This is a genomic window from Oceaniferula spumae, from assembly GCF_042849255.1.
GTDB classification, from domain to species: domain Bacteria; phylum Verrucomicrobiota; class Verrucomicrobiia; order Verrucomicrobiales; family Akkermansiaceae; genus Oceaniferula; species Oceaniferula spumae.
In genome coordinates, this window is record NZ_AP026866.1 from 3532638 (window position 1) to 3553976 (window position 21339).

Below are 21339 nucleotides of genomic sequence, written 5' to 3' on the forward strand. Positions count from 1 at the left end.
ATCTATACATCTTGATATGTTGATTTGTTTGTCGTGAGCTGGGAATTGGAACACTGTCTCCTCGGTGACCCGACAACAGAAAAAGCGCAGCTGGACCTTGCGCGACCTGGTGGACTTTGAGGTGCTGCTGGAAAAGGCGGCACACTGGAGAAAAGCGTGGCTTGATGGAGTCGGCGACCGAGTGAAGCAGGCTGGAACTACCTCAGAGCTTGAGCGCCGAAGGCTCGGATTCCGCTGGATGCTGGAGGAAATCCGCAGGTCTGAAAACGAGGAAACGGGTCACCGTGTGCAATCAGGCGCAGGTCTTCTGGCCTTTCTCGCTTGGGCGATCATGTTACTGCTCGGCATCGGTGTGCTGCGCGGGCTGTTGATGAATTTTGAATACACCAACGAGTCTGGCGATCTGACACGGATGCGCGGATATAACATCTGGATCCTGCTCGGTGTCACTCTCGGTTTTCAGTGGTTGCTGATTATCGGTGCGACACTTGCCTATTGGCTCTGGCGTCGTTGGTCAGGCTCACTGAGTGTGTTGCAAAGCCTGCTTCAGAAATTGATGAGAAAATCGGCAGGCGCTAGGGTGACCGGTGATGTTTGGAAACGGTTGCAAACCCGAGTCAGCGGTGGGCAGAGTGTGATTTCGTGGCGACTGGCTCGTATCTTGCAAGCGGGGGGGATTGGTTATAACTGCGGACTTTTGTTAGGGCTGTTTGGATGTCTCTGGTTTTTTCAAATCGGATTCTATTGGGAGTCGACCTTGCCGCAGTTTGGTCGTGAGAGTCTGGTCAATGTCACACGAATCCTTTCTTTTTCAATCGATGGTCTGTCTCCCGCCGTGTCTGAGATAGATCAGGCCAAACGTGGAGCCGTGCTCATTCAGCCTCCTGAAAATTCGCTACCTCAGCGGAACATGATCGATCTCTCTTGGGGGTTCTTTTTCCTGTATGCCATAGCCGTCTGGGGGCTTCTGCCTCGTGTGATGTTCTGGATCGGAGCGTGGGTGATGGAACGCCGCGCACTGGCGGGACTTGATTTTCAAGAAGCGAGACACCGCTCGCTCTGGCGTGATCTAACTAAAGTGAAACGTGGTGACGTGGTGAGTGGACCGGCCGATGGGGTGGTGCTGCTAGATATCGGCGGGCTCGAAATGGAAACAGATACCCTGCGCCCATTTTTACTGCAAACTTTACGGGTAAACCCCGAGGCCAGATTCTCTCTAGGCACACTCGATGCCGAAGGTGAAAAGCAGGCATTCGAACAAGCCAAGGCTGCGGCTATGGGTGTTGTATTTCTAGTGGAAGGCTGGAATCTCAGTCCGAAACAAATGCAGGTCTATCATGAACAAATACGCCACGCCATAGGGCCCGGTCACATGATTCGCTACGTAGTGATCGGTAGCGAGGACGAGCAGAAACAGTGGGAGTCCTTCGTTGATGATATGAAAGATAGCGAAACGGCTGTGGTGGGCTACCATGCTGCCAATTGACCAATGTCAGTTTGCCAATTAACCTAACGAACTCATGGATGATAACCCAACAGAGCATACCGCCAACCCAGCACCTCCGAAGGTGCCGGTGTTCGCTGTCGTTGGAAAAGTCAATGCCGGCAAGTCCTCGGTGTTGGCGACATTGTTAGAAGTGGATGATGACCGGGTGATTCGCATCAGTGCGACCCCTGGTGAAACAACTCACTGTCAGGTGCTGCCTCTCGAGTTCGACGGAGAAGAACGCATACGTTTCATCGACACGCCTGGCTTTTCCAGACCACTCGAGGCGATGCGGGAGATTCAACGAATCCATGGCCACGGACCACCGAACCTTGAGAGCGTTAAGAAGTTTGTCGAAGAAAGCACTCTTGTTGGGAACTTTGAAGATGAGTGTCTCTTGTTAGACCCTCTGTTGGATGGCGCAGGTTTGCTGTATATCATCGACCCGAGTAAACCGCTGCGTGACGAGTTTATCGCTGAGATGGAAATTCTGCGCTGGACCGGTCGTCGACGCATGGCACTGCTCAATGCCAAGGGCGCCAGTGAAGAACACCTGCAAAGCTGGCGCGACCGACTCGGTAGTTATTTTAATCTAGTCAGAACCTTCAATGCTCATCACGCCCGGTTCGACGAACGTCGTCGCTTGCTCAAATCTTTGTTAGAAATCGATGAGGAACACGCATCGGTTATCAAGTCGACCATCCGTAGCTTGGACGACGAATGGCAGCAGCGACGCGAGGAAAGTGCTGAAGTGTTAGTAGAAGCTCTGGAGGCCGCCATGATGCTGCGTGAGTCACGTGTGCTGGAAGAACGCGTCATGGAAGTCGACCACCGCCGTGAGCGGGTGCATCAGGAAATGGTCACTGCCTATTATCAAGGAGTGACCAAGCTGGTGAAAAAATCGGTCGATGAACTATTGAAAATTTATCGCCACCACCTGATCAAAGTCGATTGGGAGGAATTTGGTTTCGAAGATATCGATCTCGAAGCTGCCGAGACCTGGTCGAAATGGGGACTGTCCAGAGGTCAGCTTGCCATGGCAGGTGGAGCAGCTGGCGCGGCTGCCGGAGTCGCCGTGGATGTCGGCAGCGGTGGGCTCACACATGGAGCTGGAACCTTGTTCGGCACACTGGTAGGTGCTGCGGCCGCCTTTTTCAAAGGTGACGAGCTGCCAGACCTCAAAGTCGATATGACTGGAGGAGTAAAATTAAAAGGTGGAGAAGGGCGGAAGCTGGAACTAGGACCTCCGAAAAATGAAAACTTCCCATGGGTCTTGTTAGATAGGCTGTTGGTAACATTTCGCGAGGTCAGTGGTCGGGCGCACGGTAAGCGTGATCAAGAAGTCCTCACGGCGTCCGATGATGAGCAAGGTTATGTGCGTTTCATGAGTGCAGAGGATCGGCGTATTTTAGGAAAATGGCTGACCAGCTGCGGCCAAGGCGAGCCGGATCGAGGTATGGAACCGGATATTTTTCGCCTGCTGGTGGAAAACCTTAAATTGATTGAGCAGGGATACGACGATTAGTAACCTTTGTTTTTTCAATGCGAGGGGGCGTTTGATCACTGACTTCTCGATATTTTGTAGGTTTGTAACATACAATGACCTAAACGACTGTATGAAATAATTCTTGTCACGATTGTTGCGTAACTGCATGATGCAGAGTGAATAACAAATTCGTGATTATGAACACCCCTCCAAACAACGCACTGGGTGGCCATTTACAGCCCCAACATTATAACTCACTCCGTAACCTTGGCGGAGCATCCTTCTTCGCTCTCATTACCATTCAATCTGCCTCCGCAGTGTGGATCACCAATTTCACCTCGCTGACCACAGGGCCGGGCGGATCTGCTTCAGGAGTATGGCGAGATGTCACTACGTCTAATACGGGTGCAGGAACGGACACTGGCTTTGTCGTAAATCTCACCACAACCGGAGATGTAAAGCCAATTTCAGATCCGACGCATCCATCAAACCTCAGTGAGGGATTTCCTTGGAGAGACATAGGCGCGGGTGAAACTGTCAACGGAATCACCACTCCTTTTCCTGTGTCGCTGCCCTTTGCTCCGCAGGTCAATGGTGATTTTCCTAACATTGAAACGGATGGCAATGCCACTTCGATCGTAACATTCAACTTCGGAGCGCTAATCACAAATCCGGTTCTTAGTTTTTCGGATGTCGACACACAAACCACCATGGTGTTCAGCCAGAGCTTTACGGTACTCACAAGTACTGGAAATCTAACGCATACAGGAAACAATATTGGCAGCGCAGGTGCTGGTAGTTCAGCCACTGATGCCGCCATCTTTGGAGAAGAATCCGCAGGCTCTATCCAGTTCACAGGGACTTTCAGCCAATTGCAGTTCACGATTAATAATACCGGTCCGGATCCTGATGACGACGACGATCGCACCGGTTTTGTGGTTTCTACTGTGTCCGCGCCTCAGGAAATTCCAGAGCCCGCACCGTGGTTGTTAGGATCGGCAGGGTTACTCTTTCTGGTGATGAGACGGAGGAAATAAAAACATCATCGATTATTGCCCGTGGTGAGGTTAGATTGCGGGTGCATGACAGATGTAGATCAAACCAGTTCCACTGGGGAACAGAGGAAGAGTTCGGGCCGATGGCGTAAGTTCCGTCGACTTTGCTTGGTTCTGTGTGTCCTTTTTCTTCTGTTAGCCGTGGTTGGCTGGATGCTGTTACCCCGAATCGCTGAGAAGGTGATGAGCGGAATGATTGCTGATGCGGGTTTAGAGCAGACTGATTTTAAAGTGCGCGAAATCGGATGGAATTCAGCCGTGGTGGAGAAGGTTGTATTCGCCGATGGTGTGTGGAGGCTGACTGCCGACGAGGTCACCGTGCACTACGATCCCTTCGACCTCATGAAGGGGAGAGTTGATCATATTACTTTGGTTAGAAGTGTATGCACACTGGATTTTCCTGCAGAGGAGAAAGCCGCCGAAGAGGAAACCGATATCGAGGAACCGACCGAGCCATCAGAGGGAGAAGACGATGAACCGACTAGCTACGCATGGATGCACCAACTGCCGGTGATGGTAGAGCAAATTGGCGGACTGACAGCGGATGGGCTCGATTTGACGATCAAGCGGGGTGGCAGAATCGTCCGTATGACCATGGACGTCAGTCTGGATTCAGAGAACGATCAACAATTCGGAGTCTGGCTGAAGTGCCCGGACTTTAACATGAATGCAGGTGTGGCGACCGAAGAATCTGTCACTGTGATCACCGCAGAACTTGATGAAGTGTTGCCCGATTCATTTCTCCATCTCATAGAGACGGCACTGGATTTGGAAGATCGGATTCTTCCTGAAGGTTTCACTGTGTCGGGTGCCAGTCTATCCGCAGAACTTCTCTGTGAGGGGGATGTGATGTCGCCACTCACTGTGACGGGGGCACTGGAAAGGATTAAATACGATGGTGGTGACAAGCCTGTAAATTTGGAAACCGAGAGCGCGAAGATGCAGCTTACGCAGAATTTCAGTGGTGGAGGTTTTGTGTTTCTCTCTGGAGGGCTGGATAAGGTATCGCTGCCTCTCGACCCTTCAGCAGATTTTGTGCTGAGCCAAAGTGAGGGCGCTACTCCTGGGTGGTGGACACGCATTGAGTGGGGCGAGGAGAAATCGAAGATCACCGGAGGTATTGAAAAATTTGAGTTGGAGGGCACTTACAATGAGCGCCCCGTGAGCCTTGATGATATCCACTTGGATCTCGTTCTAGCAGATGACCAGCTGAATGTTCAGGGTGCCATGTCAAACGCTGGCACTGTGCTGCCGCTGAAATATGCCCACGAAATGACGGGGGATGATGAGTGGCAACTTCTCGGGGAGTTGACGATAGGACCAATCAAACACGACCGTCCGATGCCCTTGTTAAGCAGCGCGACTGACCTGTTTGATGATATCACCATGCGTGGTGAGAGCCATTCTACTTTCAGCTTCAAGGTCGGTGCTTATCTGCCTTTCGAAGGTAAACTTGTGACTCGGCTCAGCGATGTAGGATTGAACGTTTCCGAAGGGTTGGTGACGGCCGACGGGTTGAACGGCACTTGGGAGCTGCACTTGATTCCATTGTCTGATACTGATCCAACCCAGCCGGACCCCAGCTATTACACGCTGAATCTAACGAGTAAAAAACTCCACGTCGACAGCAAGGAGTCGCTTGATTTTGATCTGGACCACGTAGGGGAAGCCCCTGTTTCAATCACTGGCAAAGGTCGCTTTGGCGGAGACGTTGCCGTTCTCGATGGTGAGATGAAACAACTGAATCTACACGGGGAAAATGGCGGTGTGGAGATTGATTTGCTAGATACTCAAGTCGAGTTCCACATGAAAGGAGATCTAGTCACAGCCAAAGGGGAAACTAAGCTGAAGGACAATGTGCTGCCTTTTACCTATAGGCACGTGAAAAAGGACGAGGGTGAAGGCTGGAATCTAACCGGACAGATGGAAATCAAAGCGGCAGACCTTAAAACCCCGGTCGATAATGCCGCCATTTTGATCGAGGCGATGAAGGATAAATCGCTCACAGGCAAATTAGCTGTGAAGATGGATTTCACCAAAGGTAGTGAGCAGGACTTTGATGGTGTGCTCACCGCGTCCGTGGAGAATGGCACTCTGAAATTCACCACTGAGGACGGCCCTGTGATCGAAGGCATCAAGGGCGGCATCCGGCTTAGCTCGATGAAGAATAAACAGACGGCTGGATTTCATCGGGTCACGGCCACCAAGATGACTGCCTTCGACATGGCCATGACCAACCTGCGTGTCGACTACCAAATGCTGCCTAACGGAGACATTAAACTAAACAACGTCGGCATGAGTGCGCTGGGTGGAAATGTTTGGTTAGACCCTTTCGTGCTGCCTGGTGACGATAAGAATTACCAGTTCAAGGTGCGGATGAAACGCATCGACATTGCGGAGATGGCTAAACTCTTTCCAGAATTCAACGGCAAGATCTCCGGAAGGATCGACGGCTTGCTGCCGATGCAAAATATCAATGGTGATTTTATGCCACAACGAGGCGGCATGTATCTAACACCCGGAAGTAGCGCCAGACTCCGCTACGATGCCGGCACCAAGTTCAGTGGTGGGCTGGACCCCAAAGGTCGTGAGTATCAGCAGATGAAAATGGTTGAAGACTCGTTAAAAAACCTCGAACTCCGTGTGTTGAGTATCCGACTTTTTGATCCCCGCGATAAAGACAAGGCGGTGGTGTTGAGGCTGGAAGGAAAGGCTCCAACAGTTCAGGGATCTCCTCCGATTATTCTGAACATCAATGGTTTCAAACCCGACGATGATACAGTGGATTTCTTTGATCTACTTCTGAAACATCGCGATAAATTGAACTTTGGTCTGTGAGAATGAATATTAGTCGTTACCATGCGTCATAGATTTAGAAACCATGAAAGCTCTACTAACATCCCTATTCGTTGCCGGATTCGCCGTTGCAGGCTTCTCAAGCTGTGCCAAAGTCAAGGTGGAGCCTATTGAGGTCAAACCGATCGAAATCAACGTCAACGTGCGGGTCACCGTAGAGAAGGAACTCGATAACTTCTTCGGAGATCTGGATGCCAAGGAACAGAAGATCGCCAACTAACAACTAACTAAACAATTATCATGATGAAACGTTCACTCGCTACTATTCTCTCCATTCTTGTTCTCGTAGTCGGCTTGGCTCCTGTTGCTGATGCGGATACACCAGCTCAGATCAAAGCTCGTATGGCCAAGCGCCTGGGGCAGATCGTTGCTTTGAAGCAAAAAGGCTCGGTGGGCGAAAACAACCTCGGCTACCTCTCTCCGCGCGGGGCTCTCTCTGGGTCCGAGTCAGCCATGGTCAATGCTGAGAATGCCGACCGCCGTTCAGTCTATCAGATTATCGCAGGTAAAACCAACAGCTCTGCTACCACTGTGGGTAAAACCCGCGCCGCAAGTATCCGTAGTTCAGCTCCAGGAGGAACTTGGGTGCAGCTGCCCGACGGTTCTTGGAAAAAGGTGTGACCAGCACAGCCTTCAGAAAGCGATTAGCATCGGTCTCTGACTTTCTGATTTTGCAGCACGTCTCCCGCATGGGTATGCGGATAGATGCGCAATTATTCTTAATGCTTTAGTAGGCATGCAAGAAATCATCGATATGTAACCTTCCTCTCTACCCTACGTTCTATGCACACTATGAACGATAGCCTCAGCCAAACATCCGCCACACTTTCACCTCAAGAAATAGAACAACTCCAGAAGCTCTGGAGAATCGCGGCGGAGACCAAGCTAACAGACACGAATTCCAGTCTCAAGGAGTTCACCGAGAAGCTGGCAGTCTTGATGGATGCCAAGAATGTTGCTTGGCTGGCTGCGACTTCCGGGCAAACGCCGAGTGATGTATTTTTCGCCAAAATCTTTGATGGTTGGTGGTGTCCGGAGGTTATTGATTTCAAGATCCCTGATGACGTTAAACAGGTGCAAGCTACCTTTTTCAAGTTAGCCAAAAAATATGGACCAGGCATCGACACGGTTACCATGACCCAAACCGCAGGGAAAACACGGGTGCAGCTGCGTCAGGACGTGATTCCCGATGATGAGTTTGACGATTTCTGGAAGACCAAATACTTCAATGTTCCCGTGTTGGGCATCAAGGAACGCATCCATTCTGCCTACACCGTCACTCCGCGAGCCGAGTCCTATTTTTTAGTCGATCGTGCCGTGGATCAGCCCGCGTTCACGGAGCGCGATCGGATGCTCATGATGATGGTCATCTCCGGAGCGTACCCCCTGCACCACAAGCTGCTGCTGGAACGAGGTCTTGTAGACCCGGCCGTCAGCGCGCTATCGCCACGGGAAAAGGAGGCTTTCACTCTGCTGTGCACAGAACTCACTCAAAAAGAAATCGCCGCAGCACTGGAAGTGAGTCCTAGTACGGCGAGTCAGTACATCAACTCGGTGTATCGCAAATTCAGGGTGAGAGGGCGCAATGGACTCATGGCTTGCTGCATCTAACGAATCGTATTGATAGTGTTCAAAAGATTACGCAAGCTTGATGCGTTGGCATATAAACTCAAGATTGGCATAGTATAGGTAACTAAACATTACCTCCCCAGCCATGTTTGAAATGACTCCCGCCCGCGTATGCATCATCATCGTTCTGATTCTGTTGCTGATCGTTTTACCCCTGCTTACCGCTCAAGCAAATGGTGCTTTCACTCTCTGAAAGAGTGGATCGAAGGAAAGGGAGGAGCCCACAAAACACAAACCGATTTGCGCAAACGAGTAATCTCGTTCGGCTTGGTTAGCTGGAGTAATGGAGCTGAAATTCGGCTACATGCCAGCCTCTTCCAGGCGCTGGACCATTTCTGCTTTTTGCAGAGCCTCTGTTAGCTCGAAAAGATCGCCGTCGAAGACTCCGTCCATGTTGTGAGTGGTGAAGCCGATGCGGTGATCGGTGATGCGGCTTTGAGGGAAGTTGTAGGTGCGAATTTTTTCAGAGCGGTCGCCGGAGCCGATGAGGGAACGGCGCTGGGCGGAGTATTGTTCTTCTTGCTCGCGCTGTTTGATTTCGAAAATTTTCGCACGGAGAATCTCGAAGGCCTTTTCCTTGTTCTGAGTCTGTGAACGACCGTCCTGTGACTTCACCTGAATACCTGTGGGAAGGTGGGTGATCTGGACGGCGGAGTCTGTGGTGTTCACGTGCTGTCCGCCGGGGCCACCGGAGCGGGTGGCTTGGATGTGCAGTTCCTCCATTTTGAATTGCACATCCACTTCCTCGGCCTCGGGCATGACGGCCACGGTGACGGTGGAGGTGTGGATACGGCCTTGGGTCTCGGTCGCTGGGACACGTTGCACGCGGTGCACGCCGGACTCGTATTTCATAAAGCGGAAAACTTCCTCGCCGGTGACTTTGATAACGATTTTGGAAAATCCTCCGGCTTCGGACGGGGTGGAGTCGAGGTGTTCGTGTTTCCAGCCACGTTGTTCGGCGTAGCGTTGATACATGCGCATGACTTCACCTGCGAAGATGGCGGCTTCGTCTCCACCAGCGCCGGAGCGGATTTCTAACAAGGCGTCACGATCCTCGGCTTCGTCACGAGGAAGGAGCGCGTATTGCACTTCCTCAGAGAGCTTCTCGATGGTGGCTTCGAGTTCGGGGATTTCCATCGCAGCCATCTCGGCCATTTCGGGATCATCCTCCTTGGCAAGCTCGCGGTTTTCCTCGAGATTGGTTTTGGCGGTCTCGAGCTTCTCCCACATTTCCAGAAGTCCCTTGAGCCGTGAGTGCTCGCTCATGACGGCCTTGCCTCTCTTGGGATCCGAGAAGAGGTCTGGGTCGGTGATGAGTTGTTCAACTTCGGCGAAACGATCGCGACGTTGTTCGATGAGTGTGCTATAGTCCATGGGAAATTGGGATTGGGAAATTGGAATTTTTGCGGCTCTGGGGAGCCGGGAGTTTGATCATGAGCGGGACGCTCATGCTACGTTACGCTCCGCGCATGAGGGAAATTTCTGCTAGGGAGATGAGGGAGTTTTTGATGTCTTCGGCGGTGGCGGTTTTGAGGTCGGATGCGGTCATGGCACGGTCGACGGTGAACTTGCCGGATCTGGTTCTGCGAAGTGCAGACAAGTGCGCGCCGCAGCCGAGGTCTTGACCGATGTCGTGGGCGTAGGTTCGCACATAAAAACCTTTCGAGCAGTTCACTACGAAGTCAACTTCAGGCAGTGCGGTGCGGGTGATTTGGTAATCGGTGACATGGACGGCGCGGGCTTTGCGTTCTACTTCGATTCCTTTGCGTGCGAGTTTGTAAAGCGGCACTCCGTTTTTTTTGATCGCGGAAACCATAGGGGGCGTTTGTTCGAAGGGGCCGACGTATTTTTTAAAGGCAGCGTCGATTTCCTCGTCGGTGAATGGGGGGACTTCTTTTTCTTCGACGATGTCGCTTTCCTTGTCCTGAGATCCGGTGGTGATGCCCAGGGTCATGGTGCCGGTGTATTCCTTGTCCTCGGACATGAGGAGATCTTGGATCTTGGTGGCTTTTCCGATGACTAACATCAGCAGACCGGTGGCCATTGGGTCGAGGGTGCCGCAGTGGCCGATTTTTTTGAACTTGAGCTGTCGGCGACAGATCGCGACCGCATCGTGCGAGGTCATGTCCGGCTCTTTATCGATGAGCAGGACACCGCAGGGATCGTTGGTGTGAAGTGGATTTTGAGACATGCGGACGTATGTTAGGAAATGGCATTGCTGATGGCTGCGAGAACTTTATCTCGGGCATCGCTGATGGGGCCGGCCATGCGGATACCGGCGGCGCGGGCGTGGCCTCCGCCACCGAAAAGCTGGGCGGTTTCACAGGCGTTGAAGGTGTCGTCTTTGGCGCGTAGTGAGACGCGGATTTTTCCATCTTCAAGTTCTTCAAAGAAGGCTGCGGCGACGACGCCATCGATACCGCGGATGAGGTCGATCTGATCTTCGCTGTCTTCGGGTTTGAGGTTGTATTGCTCTTTGACCGAGTAGGGGAGTTCCCAGTGGGCGACTTTGCCCTCGTTATCCAGTTCCAGGGTGTTGAGCAGGGAGCGGAGCAGTTCGATTTTCCGGTAGGGATTGCTATCGTAGATCTGGGCGTTGATGGTTCCGACGTCGAGACCGCGGCGGACGAGGTCGGCGGCCATTTCATAGGTGGCGGCGGTGGTGTTTGAATACTGGAATGAGCCGGTGTCGGTTGAAACGGCGACGTAGATTGCGTCGCGGGTCGCGTCCGGCAGAGGCATGTCCTCGCTCTTGATCATCTGGTAGATGATCTGACCGGTGGCGGGGGATGTGGAATCGATATGATTGAGATCGCCGTATGCTGGGTTGGACATATGGTGATCGATGTTGATCCAGAGCTTGGCTTTGGCGGCGGCGTTAAGGGCGTTCTCGCCGAGGCGTGGTTTGGTGGCGCAGTCGAGCGCGATGCATACGTCGACGTCGAGCGATTCAGCTGGCGGTGTTTGGATTCGCTGGCTTTCCGCCATAAAGCTCAGGTTGTCGGGCAGCCCGTCTTCATTGATGTAGTGGACGGTTTTTCCCATTGCCTCAAGTGAGTGCCCGAGTGCGAGTTGGGAGCCAATGGCATCGCCGTCAGGGCGGATATGGCTGAGGAGGATGAAGGAATCGTGGGAACGGATCGCTTCGGCGATTTCGGAATAACTGGAATTTTCACTCATGGGCTGGAACGGGTCGAACGTTTACGGGGGCAGGCATAAACCGCCTGCGTGGCTGGGGCAAGGGTTTTAGAAGTATTGGGTTTCCTGTTTTGTGGATTGTGGTTATGTTCCGGCCAGCAAGTGGAATTTATCATTGAAAATTGGCGCGCGGGTATCGAGATACTGATCCTGTGGATTGGTCTCTATCAGATATATCGTGTCTTTAGGAAAACACGTGGGGCGAGAATACTTCTCGGTCTCGCGCTGTTGCTGATGGTCTTGTCTTCGATGTCGCTGTTGTTAGATCTGCAGGTGATCTGGTGGTTGCTCTACAAGGTCTTGGCGCTGATGGCTTTCGCCTTAATCATCATTTTCCAACCGGAGCTGCGCAATGCGCTGGCACGTCTGGGGAGTAGCAGGCTGTTCTCATTCTCGCAGACTCAAAGGCATGAGTTTCTTGATGTGTTTGCCTCGGCAGTCGGGCAGCTTTCCAAGAAAAGGATAGGTGCATTGTTTGCCTTCGAGCGCGCTATTTCGCTGAAGGACCATCTCGATACCGGCGTGGAACTGGATGCGGCATTCTCTCCGGAGTTTGCTCTCACCGTATTTCATCCTAAGACGGCCTTGCATGACGGTGGTATGATCATCGCCCAGAATAGGGTGGCGGGTGCCGGTTGTGTGTTCCCGGTTAGCTCAAGAGAATTATCTGACCGTAGCACAGGCCTGAGACATCGGGCTGCCATCGGAGTGACGGAAGAAACCGACTGCGTGGCGGTGGTGGTCAGCGAAGAGACAGGACAGATTTCCATCTGCATTGATGGCAAGTTGGATCGAAATCTAACTGAAGAAGAATTCCGGGCCAAAATGGAGGCCATATTTTTACCCATAGAGAAAACTAATGAGAAAGATGCTAAAGAATCACTGGCCGGCGAAGCTGATGACATTGATCGTCGCGGTGATGATCTGGTTCCTGATTAACTATATCGTGAAAAACGAGAGTCAGCCATTTGCTCAACCGGGACTTACGGAGGAGGAGTAGGGCTGTGGGTGGATTGATTATTTGAAAGGACAATTTTGAAAGGACTATTTATTACCGGAACGGACACCGGGGCGGGGAAGACGTATGTTAGCTCGTTGATTATTGAAGCGCTGCGTGCCGAAGGATTAAACACGGTGGGATACAAACCCATCTGCTGCGGTGGCCGAGAGGATGCTTATGCGTTGAAAAAAGCGTCAGGTGACGAGGTGGATCTTGATCGGGTTAACCCGTGCTGGATGAGAACACCGGCGGCTCCCTATGTGGCCGGTATGTTTGAAAATCGTGAGTTGGAAACACCGAGTCTGGTGCAAGGCTGTCGTGACTTGGCGACTGATCATGAAGTGGTCATTGCCGAGGGCGTGGGCGGCTGGATGGTGCCAATTACCAGGGAATATATGGTGGCGGATCTCGCACGCGACATCGGACTGCCAGTGATCTTGGTAGTAGGAAATAAGCTGGGCGCTCTGAACCAGACATTGCTGTCAGTTCAATCGATGAGAGCGGCAGGTATTGAACCCGCCGGGATGATTTTCAACAATCTCGTCGATGAACTCGACACCGCAGCAATCACCAACAAAGGCATCGCCGAGGATCTAACTGGTGTGGAGGTGCTGATGGATGTCATTCACGGGCAGGAAAGCATTGAGGCTTGGCCGTTTTTGGAGTTGATCGGTCATTAGTCACTGGTCAATAGGCTTGGGTTACTATATCAACGGCGCATGATTGACATGCTGGTAAGGCTTTACGAGCTGCCTGATACTCGTGAAATTTATGATCGTGTGGAGCAGCAGGGGATCGTGCTGCGTAGGGCTCGTGCGTATGAACGTCACATCGTCGCCGCGTGGGCAGGAGAAAACTTTTCCCCGAAGTGGGAGAGTGAGGTGAAGATCGCTTTTTCACGTCAGCCGGTTACATGTTACATCGCTACGAAGGATAAAGAAATTCTTGGATTCGCCTGTTATGAGACCACGGCCAAAGGGTTTTACGGACCTACAGGTGTTGGCGAAGCCGCTCGCGGAACCGGTATCGGAAAGGCGCTGCTTTTCAAATGCATGGAGGGGCTCAAGGAGCTGGGTTACGTCTACGGTGTGATCGGAGGAGTTGGTCCGCGTGAGTTCTACGAAAAAGTTTGTGGAGCCGTGGAGATTCCGGGCAGTGGCCCTGGGATTTATCGGGATATTCTTCCTGGCTAATTGTTTGCTTGGTTTTTCGAGTATAAAACTTAGAGCTTACCTCCACATGCAGGACCCGAACTATGTCAAAAAGGCGTTCAGCCGGATAGCTGATCGCTATGTGGTGACGAACCATGTGCTCAGTCTGGGCACAGATATTCTCTGGCGGAAAAAGGTGGGTCGTATCGTTGCCGATTGGAATCCAGCGGAGGTTCTTGATGTTGCCACCGGCACGGGAGATCTAGCATTGGAAATACAACGCCGCTGTCCCGACGCCAAGGTCACAGGTTCTGATTTTTGTGAGGAAATGCTCGCTCATGCGGCGGAGGACGGTGTGAGGGAGACTGTGGTAGCTGATGCGATGAACATGCCGTTTTCCGACGATAGTTACGATGTTTTGACTGTGGCGTTCGGTTTGCGCAACATGGCGAGCTGGCCTGATGCCTTGAAGGAAATGCGACGCGTGCTCAAACCTGGTGGCCACTTGTTAGTCTTGGATTTTTCTCTGCCCACTGGAGTGCTGCGTGGCCCGTATCGATTTTACCTCAACAAGGTATTGCCGAAGATTGCCGGACTGATGACAGGTGAGGGGGATGCTTATGAATATCTGGCAGGCACGATAGAGAAGTTTCCCAGCGGCAAGGACATGTGCGGGCTGATCGAGTCATGCGGTTTCACCGGTGCCGAGGCCGACCCTCTAAGCTTTGGCGTGGCGAGTATCTACACGGCGGTGGCGTGATGCCTCACAGGTGTTTGTGTAATGTTTCCAGATATTTCAGTTTGACAAATTGATCGCTATTGTTGTGTATCGGACACAGGCTCTGTCCAGATACAAACTCTAGCAAATGAAAAAAGGAAATTACATTAAGAGACGTAGTCGCCAAGCCATGCTCGCTGCCATCACAGTTGTAGCGATGACGGCGGCGACTCAGTCCGAGGCCTCCGTGGTCTGGACTTTTTCCCAAGAAGGAAACGACGTCGTGGCAGTAGCCTCGGGCACCTTTGCATATAGATCAATGCCTGTGACCGATCCGCAGTGGTTCCAACAGAGGTTTGATGCTGGGGAGACGTTTCTCTGGAGCTTGGATGTAGCGTCCGGGGATCGTGTGCGAGAGGGCTTTCATCCTCAGGGCATGACAATCGACTTTAACTTCCTCGATACTCCGGACGACGGTACTGGTCAATTTGGTCACAGTGGTGCAGCAGTTTTCACTGAGCAGGGATTCATCAATGGTTCAGAAGTCAACGCTACGCTGACCTGGCTGGGCCAAACCTTGGACGGTGTCTTGGGGGTTGACGTCGCTCTGCCGGGTTCCCCTCATGTGCTTTGGGTCGAACTCCCCGCATACGCCGACCTCCACCCGGGCGGGCCGCAGACGATCAGCCTCGTTAGGGCTGTTCCCGAGCCCAGCGCTCCCGCCCTCTTGATGGCAGGCATGGTGGTCGGTGTCTTTGCTCGCCGCCGCCGAGTCGGATAGCATCCGTGCTGTAATCCGCCGATCGGCAAGGATATTGCGTTGCCTAACTAGCCGGCTCTGCCTAGCCTCGCGCCATGTCGATTCAGAATTTTGCCAATCAGTTTGTCTGTGACCTTGTGGCCTATGAGCCGGGGAAACCGATCGAGGAAACCGCACGCGAACTCGGGCTTGATCCGGAAAGCATTGTCAAACTGGCGTCGAACGAGAACCCTCTCGGGCCTGCTCCGTCGGCCATAGAGGCGATGAAAAACGAATCGTCCGGTGTGCACATTTACCCGGACGGCGGAGGCTACAAGCTTCGCTCAGCATTGGCAGAAAAGCACGGCCTCGGGCTGGAGAATGTGGTGCTCGGCAATGGCTCTAACGAAATCATCGAGCTACTGTGCCATTGCTTTCTCAACCGCGACGCCGAACTGATCGCTGCTGAGCACGCCTTTGTGGTCTACAAGCTGATGGCCACCTTGTTTGGTGCCAAGTATGTCGAGGTTACCGATCCCGACTTCATCCACGATGTCGATGGCATGGCGGACGCCATCACCGAGAACACACGACTAGTGTTCATCGCCAATCCTAACAATCCGACCGGCACTCTTGTCGGACAGGAGGCACTCGACCGTTTCATGGACAAGCTGCCGGATCACGTGGTGGCGGTCTTCGACGAAGCCTACTACGAATTTCTCGAAGACGCACCGGACACACTCAAGTATGTCAAGGAAGGCCGCAACGTCTGCGTGCTGCGCACCTTTTCCAAAGCTTACGGACTGGCTGGACTGCGTATCGGCTACGGGCTTGCCGCACCGCAAGTTGCGTCGATCCTTCAGAAGGCACGTCAGCCGTTCAACACCAACTCGATGGCCCAGGCCGCCGCGCTCGCTGCCATGACAGATCAGGAGCACGTCCAGAACACACTGGATACAAACAATGCCGGTCTGCGATTCTACGAAAAAGCATTCGACGAGCGCGGGCTGGAATACGTGCCCAGCGTGGCCAATTTCATTCTGGTGAAAGTAGGCAAGGGCGATGAACTGTTCAAAGCGATGCTTAAAAAAGGTGTGATCGTACGTGCCATGAGCGGCTACAAGCTTCCTGAGTGGGTGCGGATTTCAATAGGCACCCAGCAGGAGAACGAGCGCTGTCTTGAAGTGCTCGATGAGGTGCTCCCGACTCTCTAAGTTCCCATCTAACAGTTGAGGGATGGGCGGTTGACACTGGGGAGACTTCCTTTATGATGCACGGGCTATCAACCTATCTTGAATATGACCGAAGGATCAAAGCCATCCCAAGCCAGCTTTCCCTGCCAGCACTGCAGGAAAGTGATCTATATCCCTGTCGGTTTACCTCCCACGGTTGCTCCCTGCCCCCACTGTGGGGAGGCTGTAAAATCACCTGAGCAGAAGGTGAAGCCGATGCCAGGGCCTGAAACCAAGAAGCTCGCCGCAGCCGTTGCCGAGCTTTCCCTTCCGCCAGCGCCTAGCGAAGAGAAACCGATACGCCTAAGTGCCAGTGAGGCGGCAGAATCCGCAGCTTCTACTAAGAAGGCTCCTGCAGTGAAGATGGAGCCATTGGGTGGAACTTCAGATGTATCTTCCGCTACTGATCCGAAAGCCACGAAGAGTGGCAAAAAAAGCAGTATTGCGGCGGTCATCGCGGCGGTGGCTATCCTCTTGGTCGCAGGCATGGCAACGATCTGGTTAGCCGGAAAATGGAAAAAAGACCAAGCTGGCAATGCTGTCGCAGGTGGAAATGACACCCCCGTTAAGGAAATGTCCGAAGCCGATTGGCTGGAGCGCGGGTGGCAGGCTGAAGCAGCGAAAGTTCTGGAAGGATACCTCACTGCTGAGGGACCACTCGAGCAGATGCAGTATGTCATCCCTAACGAAGGGGTTCTTGAAGAGCTGCAGGCTAATTTTGCCAATTCCAAAGCCACTGCTGAAACGCCTCTTTCCGCATTCAGTTACGGAGACAATAATCTGAAGGACAGACAGCGTGGAATTTTCCTGATGCAATACCGTCGCCCGGCGCAGATCGATATGAGGGAATACTTTGCCCCCATCGGAAACATCGAAACGGTGATGGGACAAACGCCGCCATCGCTGATCGAAATGGCACACAGGATCGATGAAGACAGCCTGGTGCAGCCCATGAGCATCAATGCGTTTTTCAAGAAAACCAAGGACGGGCTGAAGCTGGACTCATCGGTTTTCATCCAAGGGAAATTCCGAACCTTCCATACATTTACCGAGTTTCCTCAGCCTGGTCATTCGCAGATATTTCGCGTGGTGATTAATGAAGTATTGAGTCACAAGCTGCGCGATGATCCGAGTAAAAGGGCATACAAACTGGCCGACTACGCATACCCTCAGGATTTCGTGAATCTACCTGTCGACGTCGACTCCGAAGTCGGGAAAATCCTATCGGTCCTGAACTGGCGCGGAATGGATCGCGATGCATTTCCTCGCACCGCAACGGTTGAACTCGCTTGGTCCGAAACTTCACCATCTGTGTTAGAGCTGAAACGAGTTCTGTGCTGGGAGTTTCTTGGCGTTGGCGGAGAAATTGGAAATACCGACGTGCCTGAGGAGCCGGAAAGCAAAACAGCCGTAGCTGAGCCATCTCCCGAAGCGCAGTAGTTAGAATCGTCTCCCTTGAGGGGCTCTGCACTGACAACCACACATCATTTTTATCATGGAGCAAACAATTGCAGCCATTGCCACGGCTCCAGGAATGGGTGCGGTCGGGCTGATCCGAATCAGCGGACCTGAGACTTTTATCAAGGTCAGCAAGTGTCTATCTACATCGAAACCGCCTGCCGAGTTTCCTGAGCGCAAAGCGATTCTCACCAAGCTGACAGATGCCAATGGCGATGTCATCGATGAGATACTGATCACCTGCTTTCACGGTCCCAAGAGTTATACTGGCGAGGATACTGCTGAACTGGCGTGTCATGGTGGCGTGCTGGTGATGCGCCGTGTTTTACAGCGACTCTTCGAGGTGGGCATCGCTCCTGCTGAAGCTGGTGAGTTTAGTAAACGGGCTTTTCTCAATGGCAAAATGGACCTCACTCAGGCGGAAGCGGTGATGGATTTGATCTCGGCCCAAACGGACTTGGCGATGCGAGCTGCGCACGAACAGTTGCAGGGCCGACTCGGTGATAATGCCGAACTGATTCGTCAGGAAATCCTTGGCATCGCTGCACACGTTGAGGCATACATCGATTTTCCCGAAGAGGATATCGACACCGACACTGGTGCAGCTCTCTCAAAACGAATTGCTACAGTTAGCGAAGACATCACGAAGCTATTGCAGACAGCCGAGCAAGGGCGGATCCTACGCGAAGGCGTTCGCACCGTGATTTTCGGTTCGCCCAACGCTGGTAAATCCAGTTTGTTGAATCGACTGTTAGGTTATGATCGAGCCATCGTAAGTGACGTGGAAGGAACCACGCGCGATACGGTTGAAGAGGTGCTCAATCTTCAAGGGATCCCGGTTCGGCTTATTGACACGGCAGGAATGCGTGAGACCGAAGATGCCATTGAACAGCAGGGCGTCTCGCGAACTCGGGAGCAGGTAGAGAACGCAGATTTGATTTTGGAAGTGGTCGATGGCAGCTGTGCTCGTATCAACCACCTTACCGATGAGGAAATTGGCGGACGTCATCATATTCTGGTGGTGAATAAATCGGATCTGAACATTCACTCCGATTGGAAGGAGGCTTCTGGAGTCATGGTTTCCTGCACGAGTGGAGAAGGACTCGATAGCTTGGTCTCGAAAATTGCAGAAGAACTTTCAATGGGATCCGCCGAGTGGGGTGGTCACGCTGTTGCAATCAATGCCAGACATCAGGCCTGTCTTAACCGAGCAAAGTCCGCACTGGACGCAGCCAAAGAGACTCTCGCTGTAGGAGCGGGCGCTGAATTTATCTCCGTCGATCTACGTGATGCGATGGCGGCGATCGGGGAAATTGCAGGCCGGATTGATACGGAAGAGCTGCTTGGTGAAATCTTCAGCAGCTTCTGCATTGGTAAGTAGGACAAGTTTGCAACTTGTCGGCAAACTAAGCCGTTCCATCGTGCAAGGTTAGATCATTCCTTGGGTAGCCGACAAGTTGCAAACTTGTCCTACTTGTCTTTATTCGGATCAAAGAAGATTTTGATGTCGGCCTCCTTGGTTCCGATCAATTCTTGTGCGCGGATCAGGGCGTCTCTGGTGGATATGTTAGGGTTGCCCCTAAAATACATGAACAGATTTGTTTGCCCCTCTTCCCTGACACAGCCTTCTTGCAGGGTGTTTAACACACCCGACTTTTTCAGAACCTCATAGACTTCACGGGTGGCTCCTGAGACGAGGACGTGAACACCTTTTTTGCGTGTATCCTTGATCAGTTCGTCGAGAGCCAAGACGCTGGTAGCATCCAGGTGACGGGCGTTTTTCAATCGCAGAATGATGCATTTTAAATTGTCGTCTGCGATCGTGCGCTGGATCTGGGTTAGGAAAAGATCAGCTGCGCCGAAGAAGAGGTCGCCTTCGACGTGCACAATGGAAATGGAGGGAATGGCGCGTTTGTTTTTCTCTCCCAACTCCTGTAAGCCACCTTCATCATTGATCTCATATTCCACCAGATGGGGTTTAGAGGCCTTGCGAAGAAACAGAGTAATGGAGAGGCCGACGCCGATGAAGATCGCATAGTCGAGTCGGGTTAACAAAGTGGCTGCAAAGGTGGTGACAATCACCAGCGCATCATCGGGTGTTGAGCGCAGACAGATCCGGATGTTTTTCCATTTGAACAAGGAAATGGCGATGCCGATGACCAATGCAGCGAGTGATGTCTTGGGAATGTTCTCCACCACCGGTAGCTTCGTCATCACGTAAAAGCCCAAGATGCAGAGCAGGCCGCAGAAGATCGATGCGAAGCGTGTTCTGGCATGCGATTCATAGTTCAAAGCTGAGCGAGTCAGAGAGCCGGATGACGGCATGGCTGCGATGAATGAGGTGGCGATGTTAGAGATGCCGACCGAAAACATGTCTTGGTTCACATCGGTTCGGTCACCGGAGCGACTTGCCAGTGACTTGGCCATAACTGAGTTTTCCAAGGAGGCGAGAAATGCGATGGCAAAGGCGACTCCGATCAGTGTGGAAAGGTCTTCCATATTGAAGTCCGGCAGGCCGGGAGCCAAGTGTGCGAGATGTAACGGTGCGAATGTGCTGATGTTTTCAAACCCTGCCACATGGTGTTTAAGCACCCAGCCAGCCAGAGCCGATGCTCCCAGGCAAATGGCAAAGTTCGGCAGGTTAGCCATTTTTTTCTGAAGGAAAAGATAGAGCGCAAGTGTTGCTCCACCCAGTAGCATCGGCTGCCATTGGTAACTGCTCCAAAGTGATAGAATTTTCTCCGCGATCCCAAAGAAGGTGCTGGCATGTTCGCCAACATTCATCGGGCCGGCGATACCCAGCACGTGTTTCAACTGATTGGTTAAAATCAGCAAAGCGGCACCGGTGATGTAACCCACTAACACACTCCGACTGACGTACTGGAGAAGATCGGCCACCTTGAAAACGGCTCCGGCGACGGAAAGGATACCGACCATCATCACCAGTAGAGGCATGTATTCTACCGGAGCCTTCGTGAGAGTTCCCGATGCGGCCGCAAAGAAACTGAACACCATGAATGCAGTCGAGTTGGTCGGCCCGAGAATGGTGAAGCGGGAGCTTGCGAAAAACGGTGCGATGATCGAGCAAACTGCCGAGCAGACGATGCCGTAATAAATGGGCAGGTCCGCGATGGCTGCATATGCCATCCCCTGGGGTAAAGCTAACAGAGCGGTGTTGATGGCCGCCTTGGAGTCATAGCTGAACTTATTTTTATTGTAGCGCTTGAGCGGACCGCGGATGGGAAGCAGGTCAAGGCCATTACCGCTCAGAATCCGAACTGCCCCCTTCAGGGTGTTGCGGGTGGCGGCTTTGAGTTGGCGCATCATGGGG

The 21339-nt window shown here is 52.6% G+C and carries 19 protein-coding genes; 15 read left to right on the top strand and 4 right to left on the bottom strand.

The window, feature by feature from the left end; translation table 11 throughout:
- Nucleotides 1–64: 64 nt before the first annotated feature.
- From ACSPJT_RS14950 to ACSPJT_RS14980, 7 genes are all read left to right on the top strand, one after another.
- On the top strand, nt 65–1486 hold the full coding sequence (locus ACSPJT_RS14950; protein WP_435893361.1) for a DUF2868 domain-containing protein: 1422 nt from the start codon (nt 65–67) through the stop codon (nt 1484–1486).
- 34 nt (nt 1487–1520) lie between these two features.
- Nucleotides 1521–3011 (top strand): DUF3482 domain-containing protein, encoded by a 1491-nt coding sequence (locus tag ACSPJT_RS14955; RefSeq protein WP_435893362.1) that lies wholly within the window; start codon nt 1521–1523, stop codon nt 3009–3011.
- A 158-nt stretch (nt 3012–3169) separates the two neighbouring features.
- Nucleotides 3170–4009, top strand: coding sequence for a hypothetical protein (locus ACSPJT_RS14960; RefSeq protein ID WP_435893363.1), 840 nt, complete (start codon nt 3170–3172; stop codon nt 4007–4009).
- A 45-nt stretch (nt 4010–4054) separates the two neighbouring features.
- On the top strand, nt 4055–6865 hold the full coding sequence (locus tag ACSPJT_RS14965; protein WP_435893364.1) for an intermembrane phospholipid transport protein YdbH family protein: 2811 nt from the start codon (nt 4055–4057) through the stop codon (nt 6863–6865).
- A gap of 43 nt (nt 6866–6908) precedes the next feature.
- The gene (locus ACSPJT_RS14970; RefSeq protein ID WP_435893365.1) at nt 6909–7103 is read left to right on the top strand and encodes a YnbE family lipoprotein; all 195 of its coding nucleotides are present in this window, start codon (nt 6909–6911) and stop codon (nt 7101–7103) included.
- Between the two features lie 20 nt (nt 7104–7123).
- Nucleotides 7124–7504, top strand: coding sequence for a YdbL family protein (locus ACSPJT_RS14975; RefSeq protein ID WP_435893366.1), 381 nt, complete (start codon nt 7124–7126; stop codon nt 7502–7504).
- Nucleotides 7505–7675: 171 nt separating this feature from the next.
- Complete coding sequence (locus tag ACSPJT_RS14980; protein WP_435893367.1) at nt 7676–8494, top strand: LuxR C-terminal-related transcriptional regulator; 819 nt, start codon at nt 7676–7678, stop codon at nt 8492–8494.
- A 318-nt stretch (nt 8495–8812) separates the two neighbouring features.
- Here the strand turns inward: ACSPJT_RS14980 and prfA are convergent, their stop codons facing one another.
- The 3 genes from prfA to ACSPJT_RS14995 form a co-directional block, all read right to left on the bottom strand.
- Nucleotides 8813–9886 (bottom strand): peptide chain release factor 1, encoded by a 1074-nt coding sequence (gene prfA, locus ACSPJT_RS14985; protein WP_435893368.1) that lies wholly within the window; start codon nt 9884–9886, stop codon nt 8813–8815.
- A gap of 82 nt (nt 9887–9968) precedes the next feature.
- Complete coding sequence (truB, locus tag ACSPJT_RS14990) at nt 9969–10703, bottom strand: tRNA pseudouridine(55) synthase TruB (RefSeq protein ID WP_435893369.1); 735 nt, start codon at nt 10701–10703, stop codon at nt 9969–9971.
- Nucleotides 10704–10714: 11 nt separating this feature from the next.
- Nucleotides 10715–11692, bottom strand: a complete 978-nt coding sequence (locus ACSPJT_RS14995) for a DHH family phosphoesterase (RefSeq protein ID WP_435893370.1) — start codon at nt 11690–11692, stop codon at nt 10715–10717.
- Between the two features lie 48 nt (nt 11693–11740).
- Between ACSPJT_RS14995 and cdaA the strand changes: the two genes are divergently transcribed.
- The 8 genes from cdaA (at nt 11741) to mnmE (ending at nt 19389) form a co-directional block, all read left to right on the top strand.
- Nucleotides 11741–12649 (top strand): diadenylate cyclase CdaA, encoded by a 909-nt coding sequence (gene cdaA / locus ACSPJT_RS15000; protein ID WP_435893371.1) that lies wholly within the window; start codon nt 11741–11743, stop codon nt 12647–12649.
- Nucleotides 12650–12745: 96 nt separating this feature from the next.
- Nucleotides 12746–13390: a dethiobiotin synthase gene (gene bioD / locus ACSPJT_RS15005; protein WP_435893372.1), complete on the top strand. Its 645-nt coding sequence runs from the start codon at nt 12746–12748 to the stop codon at nt 13388–13390.
- Nucleotides 13391–13429: 39 nt separating this feature from the next.
- The gene (locus ACSPJT_RS15010; protein WP_435893373.1) at nt 13430–13903 is read left to right on the top strand and encodes a GNAT family N-acetyltransferase; all 474 of its coding nucleotides are present in this window, start codon (nt 13430–13432) and stop codon (nt 13901–13903) included.
- Nucleotides 13904–13949: 46 nt separating this feature from the next.
- Nucleotides 13950–14621, top strand: a complete 672-nt coding sequence (locus ACSPJT_RS15015) for a ubiquinone/menaquinone biosynthesis methyltransferase (RefSeq protein WP_435893374.1) — start codon at nt 13950–13952, stop codon at nt 14619–14621.
- Between the two features lie 106 nt (nt 14622–14727).
- A complete protein-coding gene (locus ACSPJT_RS15020) occupies nt 14728–15360 on the top strand; it encodes a PEP-CTERM sorting domain-containing protein (protein ID WP_435893375.1) in 633 nt (210 codons plus the stop codon).
- Nucleotides 15361–15434: 74 nt separating this feature from the next.
- Entirely contained in the window at nt 15435–16532 is a 1098-nt protein-coding gene (hisC, locus tag ACSPJT_RS15025; RefSeq protein ID WP_435893376.1) for a histidinol-phosphate transaminase, read from the top strand.
- A gap of 84 nt (nt 16533–16616) precedes the next feature.
- Nucleotides 16617–17990: a hypothetical protein gene (locus ACSPJT_RS15030; RefSeq protein WP_435893377.1), complete on the top strand. Its 1374-nt coding sequence runs from the start codon at nt 16617–16619 to the stop codon at nt 17988–17990.
- A 55-nt stretch (nt 17991–18045) separates the two neighbouring features.
- Complete coding sequence (mnmE, locus tag ACSPJT_RS15035) at nt 18046–19389, top strand: tRNA uridine-5-carboxymethylaminomethyl(34) synthesis GTPase MnmE (RefSeq protein ID WP_435893378.1); 1344 nt, start codon at nt 18046–18048, stop codon at nt 19387–19389.
- An 89-nt stretch (nt 19390–19478) separates the two neighbouring features.
- On the opposite strand, the gene ACSPJT_RS15040 is transcribed toward mnmE, so the two are convergent.
- Nucleotides 19479–21335: a SulP family inorganic anion transporter gene (locus tag ACSPJT_RS15040; protein ID WP_435893379.1), complete on the bottom strand. Its 1857-nt coding sequence runs from the start codon at nt 21333–21335 to the stop codon at nt 19479–19481.
- Nucleotides 21336–21339 lie beyond the last annotated feature (4 nt).

What these genes read in the sequence shown, in the direction of transcription:
- ACSPJT_RS14955 (WP_435893362.1), top strand. Translation starts at nt 1,521, where the DNA reads ATGGATGATAACCCAACAGAGCATACCGCCAACCCAGCACCTCCGAAG.
- ACSPJT_RS14960 (WP_435893363.1), top strand. Translation starts at nt 3,170, where the DNA reads ATGAACACCCCTCCAAACAACGCACTGGGTGGCCATTTACAGCCCCAA.
- ACSPJT_RS14965 (WP_435893364.1), top strand. Translation starts at nt 4,055, where the DNA reads ATGACAGATGTAGATCAAACCAGTTCCACTGGGGAACAGAGGAAGAGT.
- ACSPJT_RS14970 (WP_435893365.1), top strand. Translation starts at nt 6,909, where the DNA reads ATGAAAGCTCTACTAACATCCCTATTCGTTGCCGGATTCGCCGTTGCA.
- ACSPJT_RS14975 (WP_435893366.1), top strand. Translation starts at nt 7,124, where the DNA reads ATGATGAAACGTTCACTCGCTACTATTCTCTCCATTCTTGTTCTCGTA.
- ACSPJT_RS14980 (WP_435893367.1), top strand. Translation starts at nt 7,676, where the DNA reads ATGAACGATAGCCTCAGCCAAACATCCGCCACACTTTCACCTCAAGAA.
- prfA (WP_435893368.1), bottom strand. Translation starts at nt 9,886, where the DNA reads ATGGACTATAGCACACTCATCGAACAACGTCGCGATCGTTTCGCCGAA.
- truB (WP_435893369.1), bottom strand. Translation starts at nt 10,703, where the DNA reads ATGTCTCAAAATCCACTTCACACCAACGATCCCTGCGGTGTCCTGCTC.
- ACSPJT_RS14995 (WP_435893370.1), bottom strand. Translation starts at nt 11,692, where the DNA reads ATGAGTGAAAATTCCAGTTATTCCGAAATCGCCGAAGCGATCCGTTCC.
- ACSPJT_RS15010 (WP_435893373.1), top strand. Translation starts at nt 13,430, where the DNA reads ATGATTGACATGCTGGTAAGGCTTTACGAGCTGCCTGATACTCGTGAA.
- ACSPJT_RS15015 (WP_435893374.1), top strand. Translation starts at nt 13,950, where the DNA reads ATGCAGGACCCGAACTATGTCAAAAAGGCGTTCAGCCGGATAGCTGAT.
- ACSPJT_RS15020 (WP_435893375.1), top strand. Translation starts at nt 14,728, where the DNA reads ATGAAAAAAGGAAATTACATTAAGAGACGTAGTCGCCAAGCCATGCTC.
- hisC (WP_435893376.1), top strand. Translation starts at nt 15,435, where the DNA reads ATGTCGATTCAGAATTTTGCCAATCAGTTTGTCTGTGACCTTGTGGCC.
- ACSPJT_RS15030 (WP_435893377.1), top strand. Translation starts at nt 16,617, where the DNA reads ATGACCGAAGGATCAAAGCCATCCCAAGCCAGCTTTCCCTGCCAGCAC.
- mnmE (WP_435893378.1), top strand. Translation starts at nt 18,046, where the DNA reads ATGGAGCAAACAATTGCAGCCATTGCCACGGCTCCAGGAATGGGTGCG.
- ACSPJT_RS15040 (WP_435893379.1), bottom strand. Translation starts at nt 21,335, where the DNA reads ATGATGCGCCAACTCAAAGCCGCCACCCGCAACACCCTGAAGGGGGCA.